This window comes from Aquimarina litoralis (assembly GCF_039523995.1).
In the GTDB taxonomy this organism is placed as follows: Bacteria; Bacteroidota; Bacteroidia; order Flavobacteriales; family Flavobacteriaceae; genus Aquimarina; species Aquimarina litoralis.
Genome location: NZ_BAAAGE010000001.1, coordinates 280874 through 302107 on the forward strand (window position 1 = coordinate 280874; position 21234 = coordinate 302107).

At 33.9% G+C, this 21234-nt stretch carries 8 protein-coding genes and 1 tRNA gene; 2 read left to right on the forward strand and 7 right to left on the reverse strand.

What is annotated here, in order from left to right; genetic code table 11:
• Positions 1 to 61: 61 nt before the first annotated feature.
• On the reverse strand, positions 62 to 1450 hold the full coding sequence (locus ABD077_RS01045) for a dipeptidase (RefSeq protein WP_343909628.1): 1389 nt from the start codon (positions 1448 to 1450) through the stop codon (positions 62 to 64).
• A 153-nt stretch (positions 1451 to 1603) separates the two neighbouring features.
• Here ABD077_RS01045 and ABD077_RS01050 point away from each other — a divergent pair.
• Positions 1604 to 1685, forward strand: a tRNA-Leu gene (locus tag ABD077_RS01050).
• A 67-nt stretch (positions 1686 to 1752) separates the two neighbouring features.
• Here the strand turns inward: ABD077_RS01050 and ABD077_RS01055 are convergent.
• From ABD077_RS01055 to ABD077_RS01080, 6 genes are all read right to left on the reverse strand, one after another.
• Positions 1753 to 3474: a cytochrome-c peroxidase gene (locus tag ABD077_RS01055; protein WP_343909630.1), complete on the reverse strand. Its 1722-nt coding sequence runs from the start codon at positions 3472 to 3474 to the stop codon at positions 1753 to 1755.
• A gap of 187 nt (positions 3475 to 3661) precedes the next feature.
• Positions 3662 to 5266, reverse strand: a complete 1605-nt coding sequence (locus ABD077_RS01060; protein WP_343909632.1) for a PhoX family protein — start codon at positions 5264 to 5266, stop codon at positions 3662 to 3664.
• 443 nt (positions 5267 to 5709) lie between these two features.
• The gene (locus tag ABD077_RS01065) at positions 5710 to 6576 is read right to left on the reverse strand and encodes a hypothetical protein (protein ID WP_343909634.1); all 867 of its coding nucleotides are present in this window, start codon (positions 6574 to 6576) and stop codon (positions 5710 to 5712) included.
• 12 nt (positions 6577 to 6588) lie between these two features.
• Complete coding sequence (locus ABD077_RS01070; RefSeq protein WP_343909636.1) at positions 6589 to 8241, reverse strand: hypothetical protein; 1653 nt, start codon at positions 8239 to 8241, stop codon at positions 6589 to 6591.
• A 305-nt stretch (positions 8242 to 8546) separates the two neighbouring features.
• A complete protein-coding gene (locus tag ABD077_RS01075; RefSeq protein WP_343909638.1) occupies positions 8547 to 10211 on the reverse strand; it encodes a 7TM diverse intracellular signaling domain-containing protein in 1665 nt (554 codons plus the stop codon).
• 46 nt (positions 10212 to 10257) lie between these two features.
• Positions 10258 to 11877 carry a tetratricopeptide repeat protein gene (locus ABD077_RS01080; RefSeq protein WP_343909640.1) on the reverse strand — a complete coding sequence of 540 codons (1620 nt, stop codon included), beginning with the start codon at positions 11875 to 11877 and terminating at the stop codon, positions 10258 to 10260.
• 577 nt (positions 11878 to 12454) lie between these two features.
• Between ABD077_RS01080 and ABD077_RS01085 the strand changes: the two genes are divergently transcribed.
• Entirely contained in the window at positions 12455 to 21022 is an 8568-nt protein-coding gene (locus ABD077_RS01085; RefSeq protein WP_343909642.1) for a hypothetical protein, read from the forward strand.
• Positions 21023 to 21234 lie beyond the last annotated feature (212 nt).

Genomic DNA, 21234 nt, shown 5'->3' on the forward strand with positions numbered 1-21234 from the left:
AATTAAGTTGTATTAGGTTACTTTTTTTGGAAGCATCAAAATCTATACCATATCCCAATGATTATTTTGAAAGTTCTGTATAATATTTATAAAACAGCGGAATGGTTTCTATCCCTTTTAAATAGTTCCAAATACCAAAATGTTCATTAGGAGAGTGAATAGCATCACTATCTAGTCCAAATCCCATAAGAATAGTTTTACTTTTCAATTCTTTTTCGAACAAAGAAACAATAGGAATACTTCCACCGCTTCGCTGCGGGATTGGCGTTTTCCCAAAAGTATCTTCATACGCTTTACTCGCCGCTTGATATCCTACACTATCGATTGGGGTAACATATCCTTGTCCTCCATGATGCGGAGTGACTTTTACAGTTACAGCTTCTGGGGCAATTGCTTCAAAATGTTTTGCGAATAACTCTGTAATCTCTTCCCAATCCTGATTAGGAACTAATCTCATGGATATTTTAGCGTATGCTTTACTAGCAATCACAGTTTTTGCACCTTCTCCAGTATAGCCTCCCCAAATTCCATTAACGTCTAAAGTTGGTCTAATAGAATTACGCTCATTCGTAGTATAGCCTTCTTCTCCATATACTGCTTTGATGTCTAGTGATTTTTGGTAAGCATCCAAAGAAAATGGAGCTTTTGCCATCTCTGCACGCTCTTCTTTAGAAAGCTCTTCTACCTTATCATAAAATCCTGGAATGGTAATATGATTGTTTTCATCATGCAATGAGGCGATCATTTTAGTAAGTACATTAATTGGATTTGCTACCGCTCCTCCGTACAGGCCACTATGCAAATCTCTATTAGGACCCGTAACTTCTACTTCTACATAACTTAAACCTCGTAAACCAGTAGTAATAGATGGAACATCTTTTGCTATCATTCCTGTATCACTAATGAGAATTACATCATTTGCTAATTTTTCTTGATTATTTTCAACAAACCAACTCAAACTACTACTTCCTACTTCTTCCTCTCCTTCTATCATAAATTTTACATTACAAGGAAGTTGATCGGTCTTGGTCATTAATTCCAAGGCTTTTACATGCATATACATCTGTCCCTTGTCATCGCAAGCTCCTCTTGCAAAGATCGCTCCTTCAGGATGTAATTCTGTTGCCTTAATAATTGGTTCAAATGGAGGACTATCCCAAAGATCTATAGGGTCTGGTGGTTGTACATCATAATGACCATATACCAATACTGTTGGTAAATCTGGATCGATAATTTTTTCACCATACACAATCGGGTATCCTGGAGTTAAACAAATTTCAACCATGTCACATCCTGCTCTCTCAAGACTTTTTTTAATCTCATCAGCAGTTTTAATCACATCATTTTTATAGGCAGAATCTGCACTGATGGACGGTATTTTGAGTAGTTCTAAAAGTTCGTTAATAAAACGATCTTTATGTTCCTGAACGTAAGATTTAATATTTTGCATTCGTACGAGTTAATTTTCGTTAAATGTAGTAAAAGTTTATATTTTTTAAGAAGGTTGTTTTTATTTTAAAAGTATTGTTTATATTTGCACCCGCTTACTAACAATAGTGAGTCAATTTGTACTGAGTCCTAAGTGGTACAAAATAGTAAAAATGCGGGCGTGGTGGAATTGGTAGACACGCTAGACTTAGGATCTAGTGCTTCACGGCGTGGGAGTTCGAGTCTCCCCGCCCGCACAGAAAAAAAGCTGAATCAAATGATTCAGCTTTTTTATTTTACAAATTCTTTGAGTATTACAAAAGTTTACTCTCTTTTCTCAAACTGTTTATCGTTCAACGTTTTTATAAATGCAATTAAAGCTTTAGATTCATTATCAGCTAAATTCAGTGAATCAGCTGGTAATGTTTGATAAGGAACATCCAATCCCATTCCTTGTCCACCCCCTACGTTATAAAATTTAATAACTTCCTCCAAGCTATCGTACACTCCATTGTGCATATAAGGTGCCGTTAATTCTGCATTTCGAACAGTCGATGTCTTAAAGAAGTTTCGTTTTTCCTCTACCTCATACGGATAATATTGACCTGGATCTTCATCTAATATTGGGTGTTCAAAACTTGCATTTTTAGGAACTCCAAGATTTTCAAATTCAGTTTCCAAGTATTTAGGAGGAACCGTACCATTAAATGTCGGTGGAAAATGACAGGTTGCACAAGCAGCTTTTCCCATAAATAAGTTGAAACCTGTAATTTCTTCATTAGTAAGCGTATTTTCAAGACCTTGCATGTTTCTGTCAAACTTCGAATCAAAAGGAGATAAACTTCTGATATATGTAGCTATGGCATGGCGTGCATTACGATTTGAGATATTTCCATCATATAAAGAATCGAATTGCTTTACATAAGTCGGATTCGAACGAATACGCTGCTCTATAGTGTTTAGATCTAAATGAAATTCATTTTGATCATTAACTACCTTTACAATTTGATCTTCTAAACTAGCGGCTCTACCGTCGTAAAAGAACGTACGTTGAAAAACTGCGTAAGATAATGTCGGTGTATTACGGAGTAATTCAACATTGTCAATTCCTTTTGCTTTTTTAAGTCCATCTGTAAAGGCTTTGTCTTTATGATGACATGTAACGCAACTAATGGTGCCTGTACCCGATAAAGATTCATCATTAAAGAGCATCTTTCCTAAAGCAACTCGCTCATCAGTAATTTCTGGTGAGCGTGGCGTTGAGAATTGCGCCATATTAAAAAAGTCTTTATCAAAAAGATTGGTCGATAATGGATTGAGAGCGCGAGAAGTGTTTAAAGTTACCTTCCAATCTTTTGATGTTAAATTAATAAGCTCTAACTGTTTGTTCGTATGGTTTTTGATAAATGTATATCGATCAAACGTATCAAAGTTTCCTGATTTTAATTCTGAAATCGTATTTTCTATTTCTTTTACCCAAGATTGATATAACTCCTTCGAAGCGAAAGCTTCTTTATACATACCAAGAACTTCATTAATGGTCTCATAATTATAAATGGCTTCATTTAGAGAATTTGCCAACATGGGTGAATCAAAACCTGTAATGCCTTTTGTAGCAATATTCACGATAGCATCTCGCAACATTTTTAAATGATGCCTATCACGTTGTTTTATAATGATATGATTCTTCCTAATGTAAGGAATACGAACCTGTAGATACTGCGCAACCCTAAATATCTCTTTATTCTCAGGGTTTTCTTCAGCATATAATAATTCTTCGAGAACCTGGTAACTTTTGGGCTTTGATTTTTTAATATCTTGATAATCCTCCATTTCAATTTTAAGCAAATTCGGAGCATTCATAGATAGGTAATTCTCATAATCATAAGCCATAAGCATGGGCTCTGCACGTTTGTACCATTTTCTGCTTTCTAGAAAATTATTTTTATTTTCTTCTAGCGATTTAAGGGTATCTATCTTCTTAATATAAAAAGCAGCACTATCCAAAGTTTTAAAATAGTGATTTCTAATAACGTCGTTAAACATTGATTCGGCTTTTGATGAAGTTGACACTGTCAATACCTTTTCCTCTTTTTTACAAGAAATGGTAAGAAGTAAGACAAACGTTGTAAAAAAACAATACATATTTTTCATAGCGGAAGAAATAATTTTAAATACACAAAAAGCTCCCTAATGCTTAGGGAACTTTTTGTTTAAGTTTGTTGTCTAATATCTATCTTGGCAATCCAGTGATCTTAAACAAGAATGAACCTTCAAGTCTAGCAGAAGACTCATCGATTGCAGTAGGATCGTAGAATTTAGCACCATCAGCACGTACAGCTGATTCAGGTTGACTACTGTAATTCCATCCATGTACTTGTGCCCCACCAATGAAAGTAGACTCCGTAGCACCTATAATATCGGTAACATCGATTAAACCAGTTATTTCCCAATAGCTATCTGTATTTCCAATACCCATTCCAGATGCTGCAACTTGGTTACATTCCATTACTTCGGTTACTACTCCAGTATTCAAGTCTAACTGCCATAATTTAGCGAAACCTGTAATATCAGCGTTCAAATCTGCATAACCATTAGGATCTTCTTGAATGTAAGCATAATTTTCGGTTACTAATATGTTATCAGGAGAATGCATACCATCAGCTTTACCACCATCAAGGTCTCCATCCATAACTACTTCTAAAGTAGCTGGTCCAGTAGGATCGTCTGGATTCATTACTAATTTATATACACGTCCAAAAGTTGTACCTCTGTTTGCTAAATCAGGATTGTCACTTCTGTATCTTCCAGTAGCGTTAAAATATACCTCTCTGTTAGCATCTGCAGAACCTCTTCTCCAGTCGATATCCTCAATTCTCTGAAAACCGATAGCTAAAGAGTCTATTGCTTCTTGGTTTAATTCATTTAAAGTTCTCTCGGTAACTTCTACCCATTCTACATCATACGATGTACCTTCTGCCATACCCATTTCAAAAAGTTGACCACCAGCACCAGGAGCTGTTTCAGTAGGGTTTGTTCCTCTTAAAACATATAAGCTTCCTCCATTTAAATCTCCTCTAGCACCAACATACATAGCAAAGTGAGCTTCTGGATAATCATTGCTACTATCATCATCTCCCATAAAAACTACTGTTTGCGAAGGATATGCATCTTTACCAATAACTACTGCGTTTTCTGTTGACCATTCACCAAGTGCAGGTAATCTATCAGCCTCTACTCTATCATCTGTAGAACGGAATGGATTCACTCGGTAAACACCTTTTGCATTTCCACCCCACTCACCACCAGAAAGGTAAAGCGGTCCAAAACCGTGCTCCTCAGTAGTAATAGAAGAACCTGAACATTGTGCCGTAAAAGCTGTAGCAGTGGCGTTTACAATGTAATCACCTTGTAAAGGTTGTAAATCTGAATTCATCATAATTCTAGCGATAGAAAAGTCAGACTCTAGGTTATTGATAAATGCGTACATGTCATTACCAGCAGGATAAAGAGCCGCTCCATCCATAAAAGAACCATAAACGAAGGTAGAATCAGAAGGAAGTATATCTGCTGATGTTAATATCATTTCTAAATCGGCAGAAGAAGCAAAACTTCCTTTAAGTTCAAAAACATCGTTAGATACGACAGAACTTTCTAAAGGTTCAGACTCTTCAAGTGTTAAATCCATACCATCTACACCATCTTGACCGTCAGCTCCATCTTGACCATCGACCCCGTCGATTCCGTCAATTCCATCACGACCATCCTCACAGCTATAAAATCCGATGTTCACCACCGAAATCATTAAAATCCCTAATATTAACTTTCTAAGTTTCATAATTTGTGTTAGTTTAAGTTTACGTTTATTCTTAATTCTGACTATACTTATATTGAGGTCAAAACTAATTCTTGATTTTTGTAAACCCGTTAACTGAACGTGTTCTATACTTGAAGAAAAATTAAAAAAAATGTTACCTTTTTAAAGAGAATGTTATTAATAAGATCCGATCTAAATAAGCGAGATTTTTGTTGAACTACATAAGTTTATACTACAACAATTTATTATGAGAACTGCACGGAAATATGACACTTCCTATCCTCCATTAAAAAATTTCGATAAATCTCTACCCGACCATACAACAGAAAAAAAGCCAAATCAGTTGATTCGGCTTTCTTATTTGGGGTAATAGCCCAAATCTTAAAAAACAAAAAAAGTAAGGAAAGAAAATTTCCAGGGGGTAGTATTAATTTTATGTGATATGGACTTTGGGATTCATTTATTTAAAACTGTACTCCTTTACCAATATTTGTATTTAAAATACCATTGATATCCGAGTTCTGTACCTGACCATTCATATCCATATCTGCTTTATTGTAACCAGAAATACCAAGTAACTGTATCACTGCATTTGTATCCGTGTTTTGAATTTGTCCATTTTCATCAAAGTCTCCGGCAATCATCGCAAAAATTCCATTTCCCATATCCACTACCGAGTTTGAGCCTCCGAATACAGATGCTGTAGCATCACTAAGATCAATAATAGTTGCTGTCGATGTGTTTAAGCCAATGGTATTTGCACTCATTACCGCTATATGATTTCTATGATTAACTGCTATATAATAACTATCTGAAGGCGAATCAAATTCTAAAACTGATGTTCCATCAATACCCACTATATCTCCGTCTGCTTGTACGAATGCCGATTGACTGGCGAGTACTATAGTTGGATCATTTTTATCACGTAAGCTTACCCAAACCCAATCTACAATAGCATTATTTCCTGTGATATCAAAAACCCTTGCCTCACAGGTTAGACTATCCGCATATGGACTCGTAGTGGGAAGTAAACCATTACTTCGTAAACTATCATCCATGATAACAGTTCCAGAAGTTATCAAAGGCCCTTGCAGAAAAACAACTGGAGAAAGTTTCAATTGCAAGATGATCAATTCTTGATGAAATCCTTGGTTTAGTGTTGTGGTTCCATTCGACAAAGTTGTCACCATTAATTCTCCAACTGTAAAATCTAGGCTTACACTGGCATTGCTCAAGGTTGTTCCACTGGATCCAATTACAGTTCGTTCTATACTTTGAGAAGACAAAGCACTAAAAAAAAGCAAGGCTACAATGAATATACATGGTTTCATAATCTTCATTTTTTATCTTTTACCAATGATTGTTAATACCGTTGCAGCATCAGTTTTAGCATCACCATTTGAGCTTCTTATTAAGTATTCTACTTTACCTTGTGCTAAAGAAGTTATTTGAGCTCCTCTTGTTTGAGAAGTAGAAGCTATACAAGTAATAGTCACACCTGGAAGAGCAGAAAAATGGTTTGAATAGTTCACTGTATAAATATTTCCACTTCTCGAAGCTGTTATGCCTGAAGAGTTCGTAACGTTTGAGTTTAAAGAGCCGTCTGCATTTACTATTACAGAAATCATTTCTACGTTATTAGCTGCACCCGCAGCTCTAAGATCATCACCATCTTGGTCGATGATTACATTTCCATCAGTTGCAATGTTTTCATCAACTTTTAATTCTCCCTTGACTTGCAATAAGTCATTATCAAATTCTCCATATATTAAATCTCTAATATGTAACTGATTAGAAAACGAACCTCCTGCTCCTGCTGCCGTTCCAATCAATACATTAGAGTCTCCATTTAAATTATATCCTGCAAAGTATCCGATAACAACATTACTATCACCTGATTGAGCACCTTCAGCGGCTTGATATCCAATAACCACATTTCTTCTTTCAAGATTTGAAAGATTACTGGTATCATCATATGTTCCAAAAATTTGGTTTTCAGATGGTGATGTTAATATTCCATTAAGCTCAAAATTTCCTCCTAATGTTACATCTCCAGAAGTAGTTATATTCCCATTATTATCAATTTGTAAGCCTTCATCACCACCATCATTAGAAATCCAGTTATTATTTAGCTTAATATTTCCGTCTACAGCTAATTCTCCAGAAAGGGTTACATTTCCTGTATTGTCAATTGCGATACCTTCATCACCTCCATCATTAGAAAACCATTTATTATTTAATCTTACGTTTCCTCCTAAAACTACAACTCCATCATCTGTAATACGTATCCCTTCGCTATCACCATCATTTGATAACCAGTTGTTATTTAACTGCACATTTCCTCCTAAAGAAACTTTTGCTGATGTGATCACATTTCCACTAGCATCAAATTGAATTCCATTATTGCTCGTTCCATCACCATTAATCCAATGAGTAGCTAGGTTAATATTGCTTCCTAGATATAACTTATTGGATGTAGTAACTCTTCCTCCTGAATTCACTAGAAGTCCTTCATCACCACCATCATTAGAAATCCAATATCCACCCGTTTGAAAATTCTCAGTTGCTGTATGATTTCCTAAATTATCTCCGTTTTCTACATATTTAGCTTGTAAAGCATAAGGAACACTTAATAGCTGTGTGGTTCCCATACTGGTATACGTTGTTCCGCCAGCTGTATCAACACTTACCTCAAGAAAGTACGAATCTGATGACCACGTTATCGCAGAAAAATCATCTGTAGTAGTACCTTGTCCAACGATTAAGTCAAAAATTCCATAGGCATTAGTAGTAGGTGTATGGGCTTCTGTATAGACGATAGTGCCATCTGTGGTGGTTTGGTGTAATTTAAATTCTACTCCTATAGTAGTGTTCGCTAATATATCTCCAGCAGCATCCCTCACTACCGATTGGTAATTGAATCCTTGTGGTGTTTGTGAATATCCTAGTATACTTACCAATAGGATCCATAGTGTACATCGTAATTTAATTCTCATTCTCAATTATTTTTAATTCTTACTTTTTTTGGGGTAAAAGTTGTCATCCAAATAACACTGTAAATTGTTTTTTTATCATAGTGTAGATACGTAGATCTTATATAAGAAACTTCTTAAAACACTATAGTGTGAGGATTCCGTTTTCACGCCGCTAAATAACAATCGAAACTTTAGAAATTAAAAAAACTTGAGGGTGCAAATGAGGGTGCAATAATCGAAAACCCTTATTTTTCAATGCTTTCCAAATATTTTTGAGATACTCTTAACAGGATTGCAATATGAAAAAAATACACTAAAATATAAATTTATAAGGATCGAATATACTCGTCTAAGGAATCGTTTTGAGATAGATTTAGCTTCTTTTTGAGTCTAAATCTACTCGATTTAACAGCATCCAAACTTGTATTTCTTAAGTTGGAAATTTCCTTTCTGGAAAGACCTATTTTTATAAAAGAACAAATTTCGATATCTGTTTTTGTAAGATTAGGAAATTGAGAGCTTAGTTTATTTATAAACTCCGTATGATATTCAGCTAATTCTTTCTTGAGTAATAATGCTTTTTGGTCTTCTAATTTCGTACTACGTGCATCGGCGAGTATATTTTTTAATGTCACTCCTCCTTCTTCTTTGTCTAATTTTTTAAGATTATCAGCAATTTCTATTTTGGAGCGTAACTGTTGTACGGTTTCCATTTGCAATTTTATAATCTCTTTGGACTTCACCGAAATATCTTGCTCTTTAGAAATTATTTCAGTTGCTAACTTCAATTTTTCACTCTGTAGAGTTCGGTAACGATCTGCGACCGCTAACGATAATAATATAGCTTCCAGAACAGAACCAATTACGTAGGCATTCACTGTAACTCCATTGATAGGAATAATCACCAAAAGTGTGCACACATACATTACGATAGTAATACAATAACTTGTCCAGGCTGCTACAAGATATTTTGCAAATTGATTTCCCGCCATATACACTCTAATACCAGAAAACAACGCAAGAAAACCAAAAATCATCAATCCCACAGCAACCAATTTGTTGGTAGTATAATACCCAAATACCTCAAATCGTATGATTTCATAAAAAAAGGCAATTACCTGAAACCAAATGATTCCTTTCAATAATCTATGAGACAATTTATCATATGTAGCAGTTTCTAAAAATTTAACACAGAATTGTGCAGTTACCACTGTACCAAAGGCAATAAAAAATGGAGCACACCACTCTTGTATAAACAGGTTTTCATCCACTAAAAACTGCTTAAAAAAACCTCTAACTGAGATTTGGGTCAAAAGGCCTCCAATAACAGTACCTCCGTATAGAAAATAAATAGAATCCTTCAATCCCCATCCTAAAATCAGGTTGTAAAAAACGATCGTTACTAATATCCCTATTAAAAGACATACCAGCATGAGTTCATTACGTTCCATTTTTCTAAAATCTTCTTCCTCTAAAAGTTTCATAGAATAGGATCGACCATATTTACTTTTGGTTCTCAAATAAAAGGTTTGTTCTGAATTAGGTTCAAATTTTAAAGAAAAGTATAAGGAGGACCCATTAAAATCTTTGTCTTTGGTATGTACCATATATCCAGTATTTGAACCCACCCAACGATCATTCTTTTTATAATAAAGTTGTAAAGAATCCTGGAGAGGCTTTTCGATTCGCAACATACGCTCTACGATGGTATCAGAAGCATTATTAATTTTAAATCGGTGCCAAACGGATTCATCGCTAAAACCCAGATTCAAAATATCTTTGGAAGAAAGTTGATATGTTAATTTTTGCGCTTGCTCTATATCATACTCAGGCGGTACATCTTTACTATAATATAAATATGTTCCTAATAAATCATCTGAACCAATCGTTGTTACTTCTATGATGCGATCAGGGTTTTGATTTTCCTGACAGAAAATCGGGGAAATAACTCCTAAGACAAGAAGAGTATTTAGTAGAATTTTAGCAATCAAAGGGACTTTTCTTTTAAAGGTACAAAATACTTCTATTAAAAAACAACTATAAGGATTTTATGTAGTCATCAAGGGATTGATCTGCAGATAACTGAAGCTTCTTTTTAAGCCTAAAACGGGTAGATTTAATAGCATCCAAACTTGTATTTCTTAAGTTGGAAATTTCTTTTCGAGAAAGGCCAATTTTTATAAAAGAACAAACCTCAATATCAGTTTTGGTCAAATTAGGGTGCGAACTTTTTAAACTTTTTAAGAAATCATAATTCAATGTTTCGATATTCTTTTTAAGCATTAAGATTTTTGAATCTTCTAATTTGTCTGCTTTTAAATCTGCAATAATACCTTTGAGCGTGACATCTCCTTCTTCTTTTGATAATTTTGCCAAATTTTCTGCAAGCTTTTCCTTAGTATTTAGATGAATTACAGTTTCGGTTAAAAGTTGATTCACCTCTTCTTTCTTTGTAGTAACTTCAGAATTTAGATCTACGATCTTTTGAGATAATTTCTCTTCTTTAATTTTATTTTTCTTCTTAATTCGTAGATACAGTTGATATCCAAGATATACGATAAGGATACTAATCATCACCGTAATAATAAAACTAGCAAAATACAACTGCTTTTCTACTTTTTGTTTTTCTACTTGTAAGCTTATTTTTCTTTTCTCTTCTGCATATACAACACTATCCTTAATTCTTTCTTTTTCAAAAGAATTTGCCATTTCAATCTCTTTAAATTTTTTGGCATTGTTTACAATATCAACTTCTTTTTGAATTTGGTCATAGGTTTGTAAATCATTAAAGGCTAATTCATACTTCCCCATAACTTTATAAATATTCCCTCTGGTTTTATAAACCTCTGCAACACGATTTTCTATATTAGTTTTCGTTGCATAATCTATTGCTTCATTCGCATGAAATAACGCTTTGTCATAGTTTTTTAACCCAAAATAGGTTCTTGCAATATTTTTATTTGTGGCTAAAATAGCCAAGTGTTTATTAATAGTTTTGTTGTATTCTAAGTATGTTAATTGTAGAGGAAGTGCTTCTTTATATCTCTTTTGTTCTAATAGTAACTTCGATTTATTCCAGTTGACTAATTGTATAATATCTTCATCCCCAGAAATTTTAGCGTTGTAAATTCCTTTTTCAAAAGCGTAAAAGGCTGAATCTACCTGATTGATATCTGCATAACATTTTGCAATATTACCATAGTTGATCCCTAATAATCGATAATTCTTATTTAGTGTATTTCGTTCGATTGCTTTTTTAAAATTTACAATAGCTTTTTCACACTCATCTTTATACATATACAACATCGCTATATTACCATAGTTTACGCCTAAGTATATAGTATCGTTCGTTTCTAAAATAACTTTTTGGGCCGCTAAATACTCTTTTAACGCTCCCGAATAATCGAATGTTCTTCGCTTATATACACCCGATTGAATGAGTAGGGTCTTAAGATGTTTTGTATTGTCGTAATTCTTTCGTTTAAAAATTTCTCTAACCTGCTGATGATATACGGGTAGTTGATTTAGATTTCTCGCTTTTTGATACGTCCCCAAGCCCAAAAGATACTCTACCTTTAGAGAGTCATTGGATGCGTTTTTAATTTTCTTCTCAAAATCAATAACAATAGAATCTTTATCCTGAGAGAAAGTACTCAATGAAAAAAAAATGAAAAGTAAACAAATGAGTTTTTCCATTTGTAAAGGGGGAAACAGTTAAATATGTTCAAAAATAACTGAAATATCTCAACTAAAAAACACTCTACTGAACCAATCAAAATTCGTGTTTAAATTTCCTCTCTAGACCCTATGAAATCCCTTAGAAAAAAGACGAATACTTGACAAAATAAAAGTGCCAACTCAATAAAAATCACCTATTTTCGACTAAAATTTGAGCTATAATTTGCTTCCTTGGTGTTGTAGAAAATAAAATTTAAATATTTGATATTCAGTTTCTTAAAAAACTGCACCCCGATTTGCACCCTATCATTTTTTGGAGTAAGTAAGGTTTCTCTCATAATTTTGGCAACAGCAATAAGAGCGCTAGCCTTATTTGTTTTTTAATACGGGATAAACAAAAAAAACTGAAACTAACGACATACTTCTTTCATCAAAAGCAATAGATGATGGTACGCTACTATCTGAAAATTAGCAACACTGTTAAAGGTGTATGTAGTTGTCACGAAAACAAATAAACCGATTAGTAAAAAAATATTAACCCCAAAATCTATATGGTATGAAGTTAAAATTACTCCTACTATTACTTTTTCTTACTACAATATGTACGAATGCACAAACAGATTGTTCATTAGACGAAACTAAATTTACAGGAACATTTACCACAACAGAAGTTGGAGGGACAAAAATTAAGGCTAGTGATGCTACTTCAAACTATCGATTTGGAGAACGTGTTGCTATCGATGGTAATATAGCAGTTACGGTATCACGTACAAATGGTGTTGAAGCAGGTAAAGTTTACATTTTTACAAATGATGGAGCTGGTAACTGGACACAACAAACAACCCTAACAGCTAGTGATGGTTTTGCAGGCGATAATTTTGGATCTTCTGTAGCCATAGAAGGAAATTATGTAATTGTTGGGGCTAGCGCTCAAACCAATACTTCAGGAATTGATACAGGAGCAGCCTATTTGTTTGAATATAACGGTGTTGATACTTGGACTGAGGTAGCTATTTTTGAACCTAGTGATGGAAGTTCGGGAGATCGTTATGGAGTATCTGTTTCTATAGAAGGAGATTTAGTTTTAGTTGGCGCCAGAGATGGATGTACAGGAGGATGTGCTTATGTATACGAAAATGATGGCACCAATACGTTTACTTACACAGAAACCAAACTAGAACCCCAAGTACAATCTGGTTATTCTGGAGCGCGATTTGGACATGATGTTTTGGTTAAAAATGGTCGCGCTTATGTAGGTGGTCTATATGATTATTCTTCTGTAGGTAATGCATCAGCAGGATCTGTTCAAATATGGGATCAAGCCAATGATGGATCTTGGTCACGCACTCACCGTTTAAGAGGAACTGAAACTTCAGAAGCTTTTGGAGCTTCCATAAGTGTAGATGGAGATTATTTAGCTATTGGAGCTTTTAACTATGAAATAAGTACTACCGCTGAAGCTGACCAAGGAAGAGTATATGTGTATAAAGCAGATGGTAATGGCGATTATTTAGACTCCAACAGGGTCATGATTCAAAATATAGATAAAGATAGTTTTACAGATCAGCGTTTTGGAACAGATGTAGTTATAGAGAATGGGTTTTTATATGTGGGTACATGGGGAGACGGAAATATCAATGGTGATGCGGTTTATATATTTAAAGATGATGGGACCAATACCTGGTCACAACTTACTAAGTTAACATCCGGTGGTGGATGGGATGAGTTTTCAAACAGAGCAGTAGCAGTTTCACATCCATATTTACTTATAGGACAAAATGAAGACGATTCGCCTTCAAATTCTGGAGCAATTCATTTTGTACCTTTAGCCAGTACCATAACTCCCACCGCTTCAGTTACAGAGGTTACTGAAGCTTTAATCGGTCAAAATAATGCAACAATAACCCTCAACTTTAGTGATGAAGCTACACGAACTGAAATTCAGTTTAGTATCGATGGAGGAACAACCTTTCCATATATATTTAATGATGATGCCTTAACAGGCGAAATAACTAATCTTCGAATAGGTTCATATGGGCTAAAAGCAAGATATAATGCTGGTTCGTGCGTTTTAGATTTAGGAACCATAACCATAAATCAAGCCGCATATACAGCGATTCCAGATACTGCTTTTGAAGCCGAATTAGAATCTCAAGGATATGATGATATTTCTGGCGACGGACAAGTGCCAACTGTATTAATTGAATCACTTACCATATTAAATATTAGTAATGTAGGAATAGCAGACTTAACAGGAATAGAAGACTTTATAGCATTAGAAGAGTTAAAAGCCAATGGTAATGATTTAACAGCTATTAATCTAACTAATAATACGGCTTTAAAAGTACTTTGGATTAGAAGTGGAAATAATAATTTTTCTTCCATTGATGTTGGTAATAATACGGCACTTGAAGATTTTAGAATACAATATTCAGGAACCTCATTAGACATCTCTAATAATACTGCGTTAACTCAATTTATGTGTACAGATTGTAGTCTTACTTCACTCAACACAAGTACCAATACAAATTTAACTTCTTTAGACTTAGAGAATTCCGATATTACAACATTAGATTTAAGTACGAATATTAATTTAACCGGGTTAGAAATTGATGGTACTAGTTTGGTTGAGTTAGACTTGTCAAAAAATATTGGCTTAAGATTTTTATATGCAGAAAATATTACCACGCTTACAGGTTTAAACCTTCAAAATGGCGCTAATACAAATATTGCTGCTTTTGAAACTGTAGGAACACCAGTACCTTGTGTTAAGGTTGATGATGCGACTTATAGTGCAAATAATTGGACAGATGTGGATATAGCAACAACCTTTAGAGATTCAGGGTATTGTTTGTATACGCGAATTCCAGATGCAAATTTTGAAGCTGCATTAGAAGCTTTAGGATATGATGATATTTCTAGTGATGGTCAAGTACCTACTACTTTAATAGAAGCGGTAACAACATTAGATGTTAGCAATAAAAGCATTTCAGATGTAACAGGGATAGAAGATTTTAAAGCATTGCAGGTTTTTGAATGCCAATCTAATAATCTTACAACCTTGAATATTTCTAACAATACAGCATTAATTGAATTAACAGCTAACGCAAACAATATTAATAGTATTGATCTATCTCAAAACACTGTATTAGAAACTTTAATTATTGGAGCGAATGACTTAACCTCAATTGACATTTCCAATAACAAATTACTGAAGCGATTAGATATTTTATATAATGATATTACTTCGTTGGATACCAGTAATAATCCAGATTTAGCAACACTAAAAGCATACAATACGGATGTTGTGAGTTATGATTTTAGTAACAATCCACTTTTACAAAATGTGCAGTTATACAATAATAGTTCGCTTACTTCATTAGACGTTTCAAACCTAACACAGTTAGATCAATTACGATTAGATAATACAGGAATTACAGATTTAGATGTAAGTAATAATCTGAACTTAAGAATTATTAGAGTAAATCAATCCAATATAAACAAGCTGGATTTATCTAATCAAAGCAGTCTAATACACGTTTATGTGGATAATTCACCCATTAATTTTCTAAATGTCCAGAATGGAAATAATACAAACTTCGCGCAGTTTCACGCTGATAATACACCTAATCTAAACTGTGTAGTGGTAGATGATGCAGCTTATAGTACCACTAACTGGACGAATATTGACGGTACAATGAGTTTTAGCGATACCTATTGTAACTACACCGCGATTCCAGATGCCAATTTTGAAGCAGCGTTATATGCATTAGGCTATGATGATATTGCCAATGATGGACAAGTACCAACGGCATTAGTAGCACCAGTAACTACATTGGACCTTATTAATCAAAGTATTGGGGATCTAACCGGAATTGAAGACTTCGCCGCACTTATAAATCTAAATCTGGACACCAATGTATTAACCAGTTTAGATTTGAGTAACAATACAAACCTTCAAACGTTGAACTTTGATAATAATAGTATTGCCAATTTAAATTTAGGAACAATTTCGAATTTGACCTCTATCGAAGGGCGTTACAACCAATTGACAACAATTGATGTAAGTCAAAATTCTGATCTGACATTTATAAATCTTAGAGACAATTTATTTACCACAGTAGATGTATCAAATAATCCATTGTTGGAAACCATCAACCTAAGAGGTAACTCGAATTTGACGAGTATAGATATTAGTAATAATCCTAATCTTAAGTTCTTATATTTTCAAGATACAGCCTTGACTGGTTTAGATGTTTCGCAAAATCTATTATTAGAAGTTATCGTTATTGAACGCGTAAATTTTAATACGATAGATGTTTCTAATTTATCAGCGTTAACCCAGTTAAGAATTGCAGATAATAGTTTTACACACCTTGATGTATCCAAAAATCCAGCTTTAGTCCGTTTAGAATGTGAAAATAATGACCTTATCTATTTAAACCTTAAAAATGGGAATAACACTAATATCCCAAATACAGATTTTGTAGCCACAGGAAATCCTTCATTATCGTGTATTATCGTTGACAATGCAACTTGGAGTGCTGCAAACTGGACGAATATCGATGGTACTGCAACTTTTACGAATACCTTTTGTCGTTACACGGCAATTACAGATACGAATTTTGAAGCTGAGTTAGAAGCTTTAGGCTATGATGATATTTCGGGTGACGGGCAAGTTCCTACACCCTTAATTGAGGTATTATCAAGCCTGGATGTAGATGGTAAGAATATTAATGATTTAACAGGTATTGAGGATTTTGTCGCTTTGACCTACCTAAACTGTAATGGAAATAACCTGACTACAATTGACATTACTCAAAATATACAACTAACATATTTCAATGCGGCTCAGAATAATATATCAACAGTAGATCTATCCAATAATACCTTACTAGAAAGCTTGTACCTGTTTTCTAATAATTTAAGCACTATTGATCTATCCAATAATACTGGATTGAAGCAGTTGTATATCCAAAGAAATACGAACCTACCCAATTTTGATATTAGTAATAATATCCTATTGGAAGAAATTGATTGTTCTGAAACGAATATTACGGCATTAAATACTACAAACAATACGCTGTTAAGAAATCTGGAAGCTAATGACTCTCCAATATCATCTTTAGATCTATCCACGAATACAGCACTAGAATTGTTACGCCTGTTTACTACTAATATTACCGTATTGGATCTAACAAATAATACAAGCCTTAAAGAACTTCGAATAAACGATACAGGTATACAAAGCTTAGACTTACGAAATCAAGTGGCGTTAACTACGATGAATGCCAAAGATGCAAACTTAAGTTACCTAAATATGCAGAATGGCAATAATACCAATGTTGCTTCCTATCTATTTAATGTAACCAATAATCCTAATTTAAGCTGTGTATTGGTTGACGATACTACTTGGAGTACTACAAACTGGACGCTTATAGATGCTACAACAAGCTTTAGTGATACGTATTGCGATTACACATCAATTCCCGATTCAATTTTTGAGGCTAGATTAGAAGCCTTAGGGTATGACGATATTTCTGGTGATGGGCAGGTGCCTACAGCTTTGATAGAGGTAGTAACAAGCTTAACTTTAAATGACCTAGGGATTAATGATGCTACTGGAATAGAAGACTTCGCTGCTCTGGTAACTTTAAATGCTAGAGGAAATAACTTTACTACTTTAGATGTGAGTCAAAACACCTTACTAGAGCATTTATATATTAATAGTAATAGTCTGTCTTCAATCGACGTCTCTAAAAATGTTCTTTTAAGAAATTTAAATATTGGTTCTAATGCAATCACTTCTCTAGATCTATCTAATAATCCAGACCTTAGAGATCTTTGGGTACAAGGAAATGGTGGATTAACCACCTTAGATTTGAGTAATAATCTTGAATTAAGAGAATTGTATACCTATAGCTCGGGTGTGTCGACCTTGGATCTAAGTATTCATACAGAACTTAGAATACTTTCAGCGTATAGAACATCTCTAGCCTCAATAGATCTTTCTAATAATATTGAATTAAGAGCACTACGTGTAGATGAAACAGATGTTACTGTATTAGATTTAAGTAATAATACGAAACTGGAAACATTGCGTGTTAATAATACAGAAATTACAAGTCTAGATTTAAGTAATAATACGGCATTTAAACAGTTATGGGCACACGATACAGGCTTAAGTAATTTAAATGTTAGAAATGGTAACAACACTAATGTTACAACTTTTGAAATCGAAAACAACCCTGATCTGAACTGTGTTTTAGTTGATGATTCTAGTTACAGTACTACCAACTGGACGAATATTGACGATACTACTAATTTTACGGATACGAATTATTGTAATTACACAGCCATTCCAGACGCAAATTTTGAAGCTGAGTTATTTGCGTTAGGGTATGATGATACAGCTAATGATGGTCAAGTACCAACGGCTTTGATCGAAGTGGTGGAAGATTTAACCATTGTAGGGAAATCCATTGCCAACTTAACAGGTATTGAAGATTTTACTGCACTAAAAACATTGAACTGTGCCAGTAATACATTTACAACTTTAGATCTTTCCAATAATACAGAACTTATATCGGTTATTACAAAGTTTACGCCGCTTACTACACTAAACATTAGTAACAGTCCAAACTTAGATACCTTAGTATGTTCATTTAATGATTTATCAACTTTAGATGTTTCAAATAATACTGCATTAACGTATTTAGAATGTAATAATAATAACCTAGACAATTTAGATATTGATTTAAATACAGCATTACTAGATCTACGTTGTGGAGATAACAATTTAACAGCTTTAGATGTTTCAAATAACATCTTATTAACCTCCATCTGGTGTCAAAATAATGTAATTACTGAATTAGACTTTACAAATCAAACAGGATTGATTTCGATTACAGTCAATGATAATAGTTTAACTTCTTTAGATATTAGAAACGGAAATAATAGCAACGTAACTAATTTTATAGCTACTGGAAATAGTAATTTAACATGTATTTCTGTTGATGATGCAACGTATAGCACCACTAATTGGCTTGGAGTCGATGATGCCGCTAATTTCACAGATAACTACTGTCGTTACACTACCATTCCAGATGCAAATTTTGAAGCTCGATTAGAAGCTTTAGGTTATGATGATATCTCTGGTGATGGGCAAGTACCTACCTCATTGATTGAAGTTGTAACTACTTTAGATGCAAGTAATAAATCGATTACGGATTTTACAGGAATTGAAGACTTTGTTGGCTTAACCTCTTTGAATGTGGGGAATAATCAAACAGGGAGTATTGATGTATCTAATTTAACGTTGTTAGAGTATTTAAGAGTAACTGGAATGCAATTGACATCTCTAGATCTTACTCAAAATAAATTGTTAACCGAGTTAGAGTGTACTTATAATCGAGGAATAACAAGTATAGATTTAACAAATAATGTATTGCTCGAAAAATTAAATCTTAGTAATAATGGTATTACAGGTATCGATGTATCCCATCTTACGGAGTTAGAACGGTTTTTTATGAAAAACAACACTGGCTTTGACTTTTTAGATATTAGAAACGGTAATAATACTAAAATGTCATTTACTGATTTTGATATCAGTAATAATTCATCTTTAAAGTGTGTGTTGGTAGACAACGTAAACTACAGTAATAATAATTGGTTCTATATAGATTTTCATACGAGTTTTAATGCTAATTATTGTCGCTATACGTCTATTCCAGATGCCAATTTTGAAGCTGCATTGGAAGCTTTAGGGTATGATAATACTACGGGAGATGGACGAGTGCCTACAGCATTGATCGAAGAAATAGCCACACTAGATGTTAGTGACGAAAATATTGCTGATTTAACAGGAATTGAAGATTTTATCAGCTTAGTAAATTTAGATGTTTCTGGAAATACTATCGGAAGCTTAGATATGTCTAATAGTCCAAACTTATCTTCCTTGAAGGCAAACTCATGTGGATTAACCGAGTTAGATATCACTCAAAATATAGCATTGTTTAGTGTATCTGCCAATTCGAATCAACTAACAAGTTTAGATACCGCTAACAATACAGGTTTAGAAAGTGTAGTACTATATGGAAACTTAATTACCGCATTAGACTTTACGAATAATACAGCGCTGGATTATATTGATGTATTTCAAAATCAATTGACACAGCTAGATCTTAGCACAAATACGCAGCTTGAATTTTTATATTGTGATAATAACAACATCACTAAGTTAGATCTTAGATCAAATACGCAATTAGTAGAACTTTCATGTCAGGATAACAGCCTGAAAAGTCTAAATGTGCAGAATGGAAATAATACCAACTTTACACAATTTAATACTTCTAATAATGCAGAACTAACTTGTATTACCGTGGACAATGTAGCCTACAGTATTACTAATTGGACAAATACTGATGATCATACTAGTTTTAACGAAGTTTCTTGTGATCTATATATTGATATTACTGTTTTTCTTGAAGGAGCATTTACCAATCCTAATTCTGGAGAAGAAAGCCTGATGCGTGATGATTTGCGTGTTGGTACAATGCTTCCAACAACAAGCCCTTACAGTGATAATGCTACTATTTCAGACGCGATAAAATTAGATGATGCAGGATCAGATGCTATGGTCGATTGGATTTGGGTAGAATTAAGAGATGCTAACGACCCAAGTATCATTGTGGCGCAGCAATCAGGAATTCTACAACGTGATGGAGATATTGTAGCAACTACGGATGATCGAAGTACTCCACTTGCTTTTAGTGTTAGTCCTGGTAATTACTATATAGTGGTGAAACATAGAAATCATTTAAATATTATGTCCTCATCCGCTATCAGTTTATCAAGTACTACAGCGACTGTAGATTTCACTTCAAGCACTAATATTGCCGGAGGAGCAAATGCTGTTGTTGATATGAATAACGGGATTGTTGCGATGATTTCCGGAGATTTTGATGAAAATGGCCAGATCCAGAATTCTGATATCAATTCGGTAATTCAATTATTGGGAGGTTCTGGATACCACAATGCTGATATAGATATGAACGGTCAAATCCAAAATATTGACGTCAACAACCTGATGAATCCTAATGTAGGAAAAGGTGAACAGTTTTAACTATATACTAAATGTATAACTTATACAGTACACATGTTAACAAAATCACCTGTAAAACAAGGAAATACAACCTTGCACCCCAATATGCACCCCTTGTTTTATTGGTTTGTAAAACCATCATATGTACTATTGCATTGAAGTTTATATGAATAAAAAAATATATACATACTTTATAAACCCCTTAATAGATAAATCTATGAAATTAACGAATA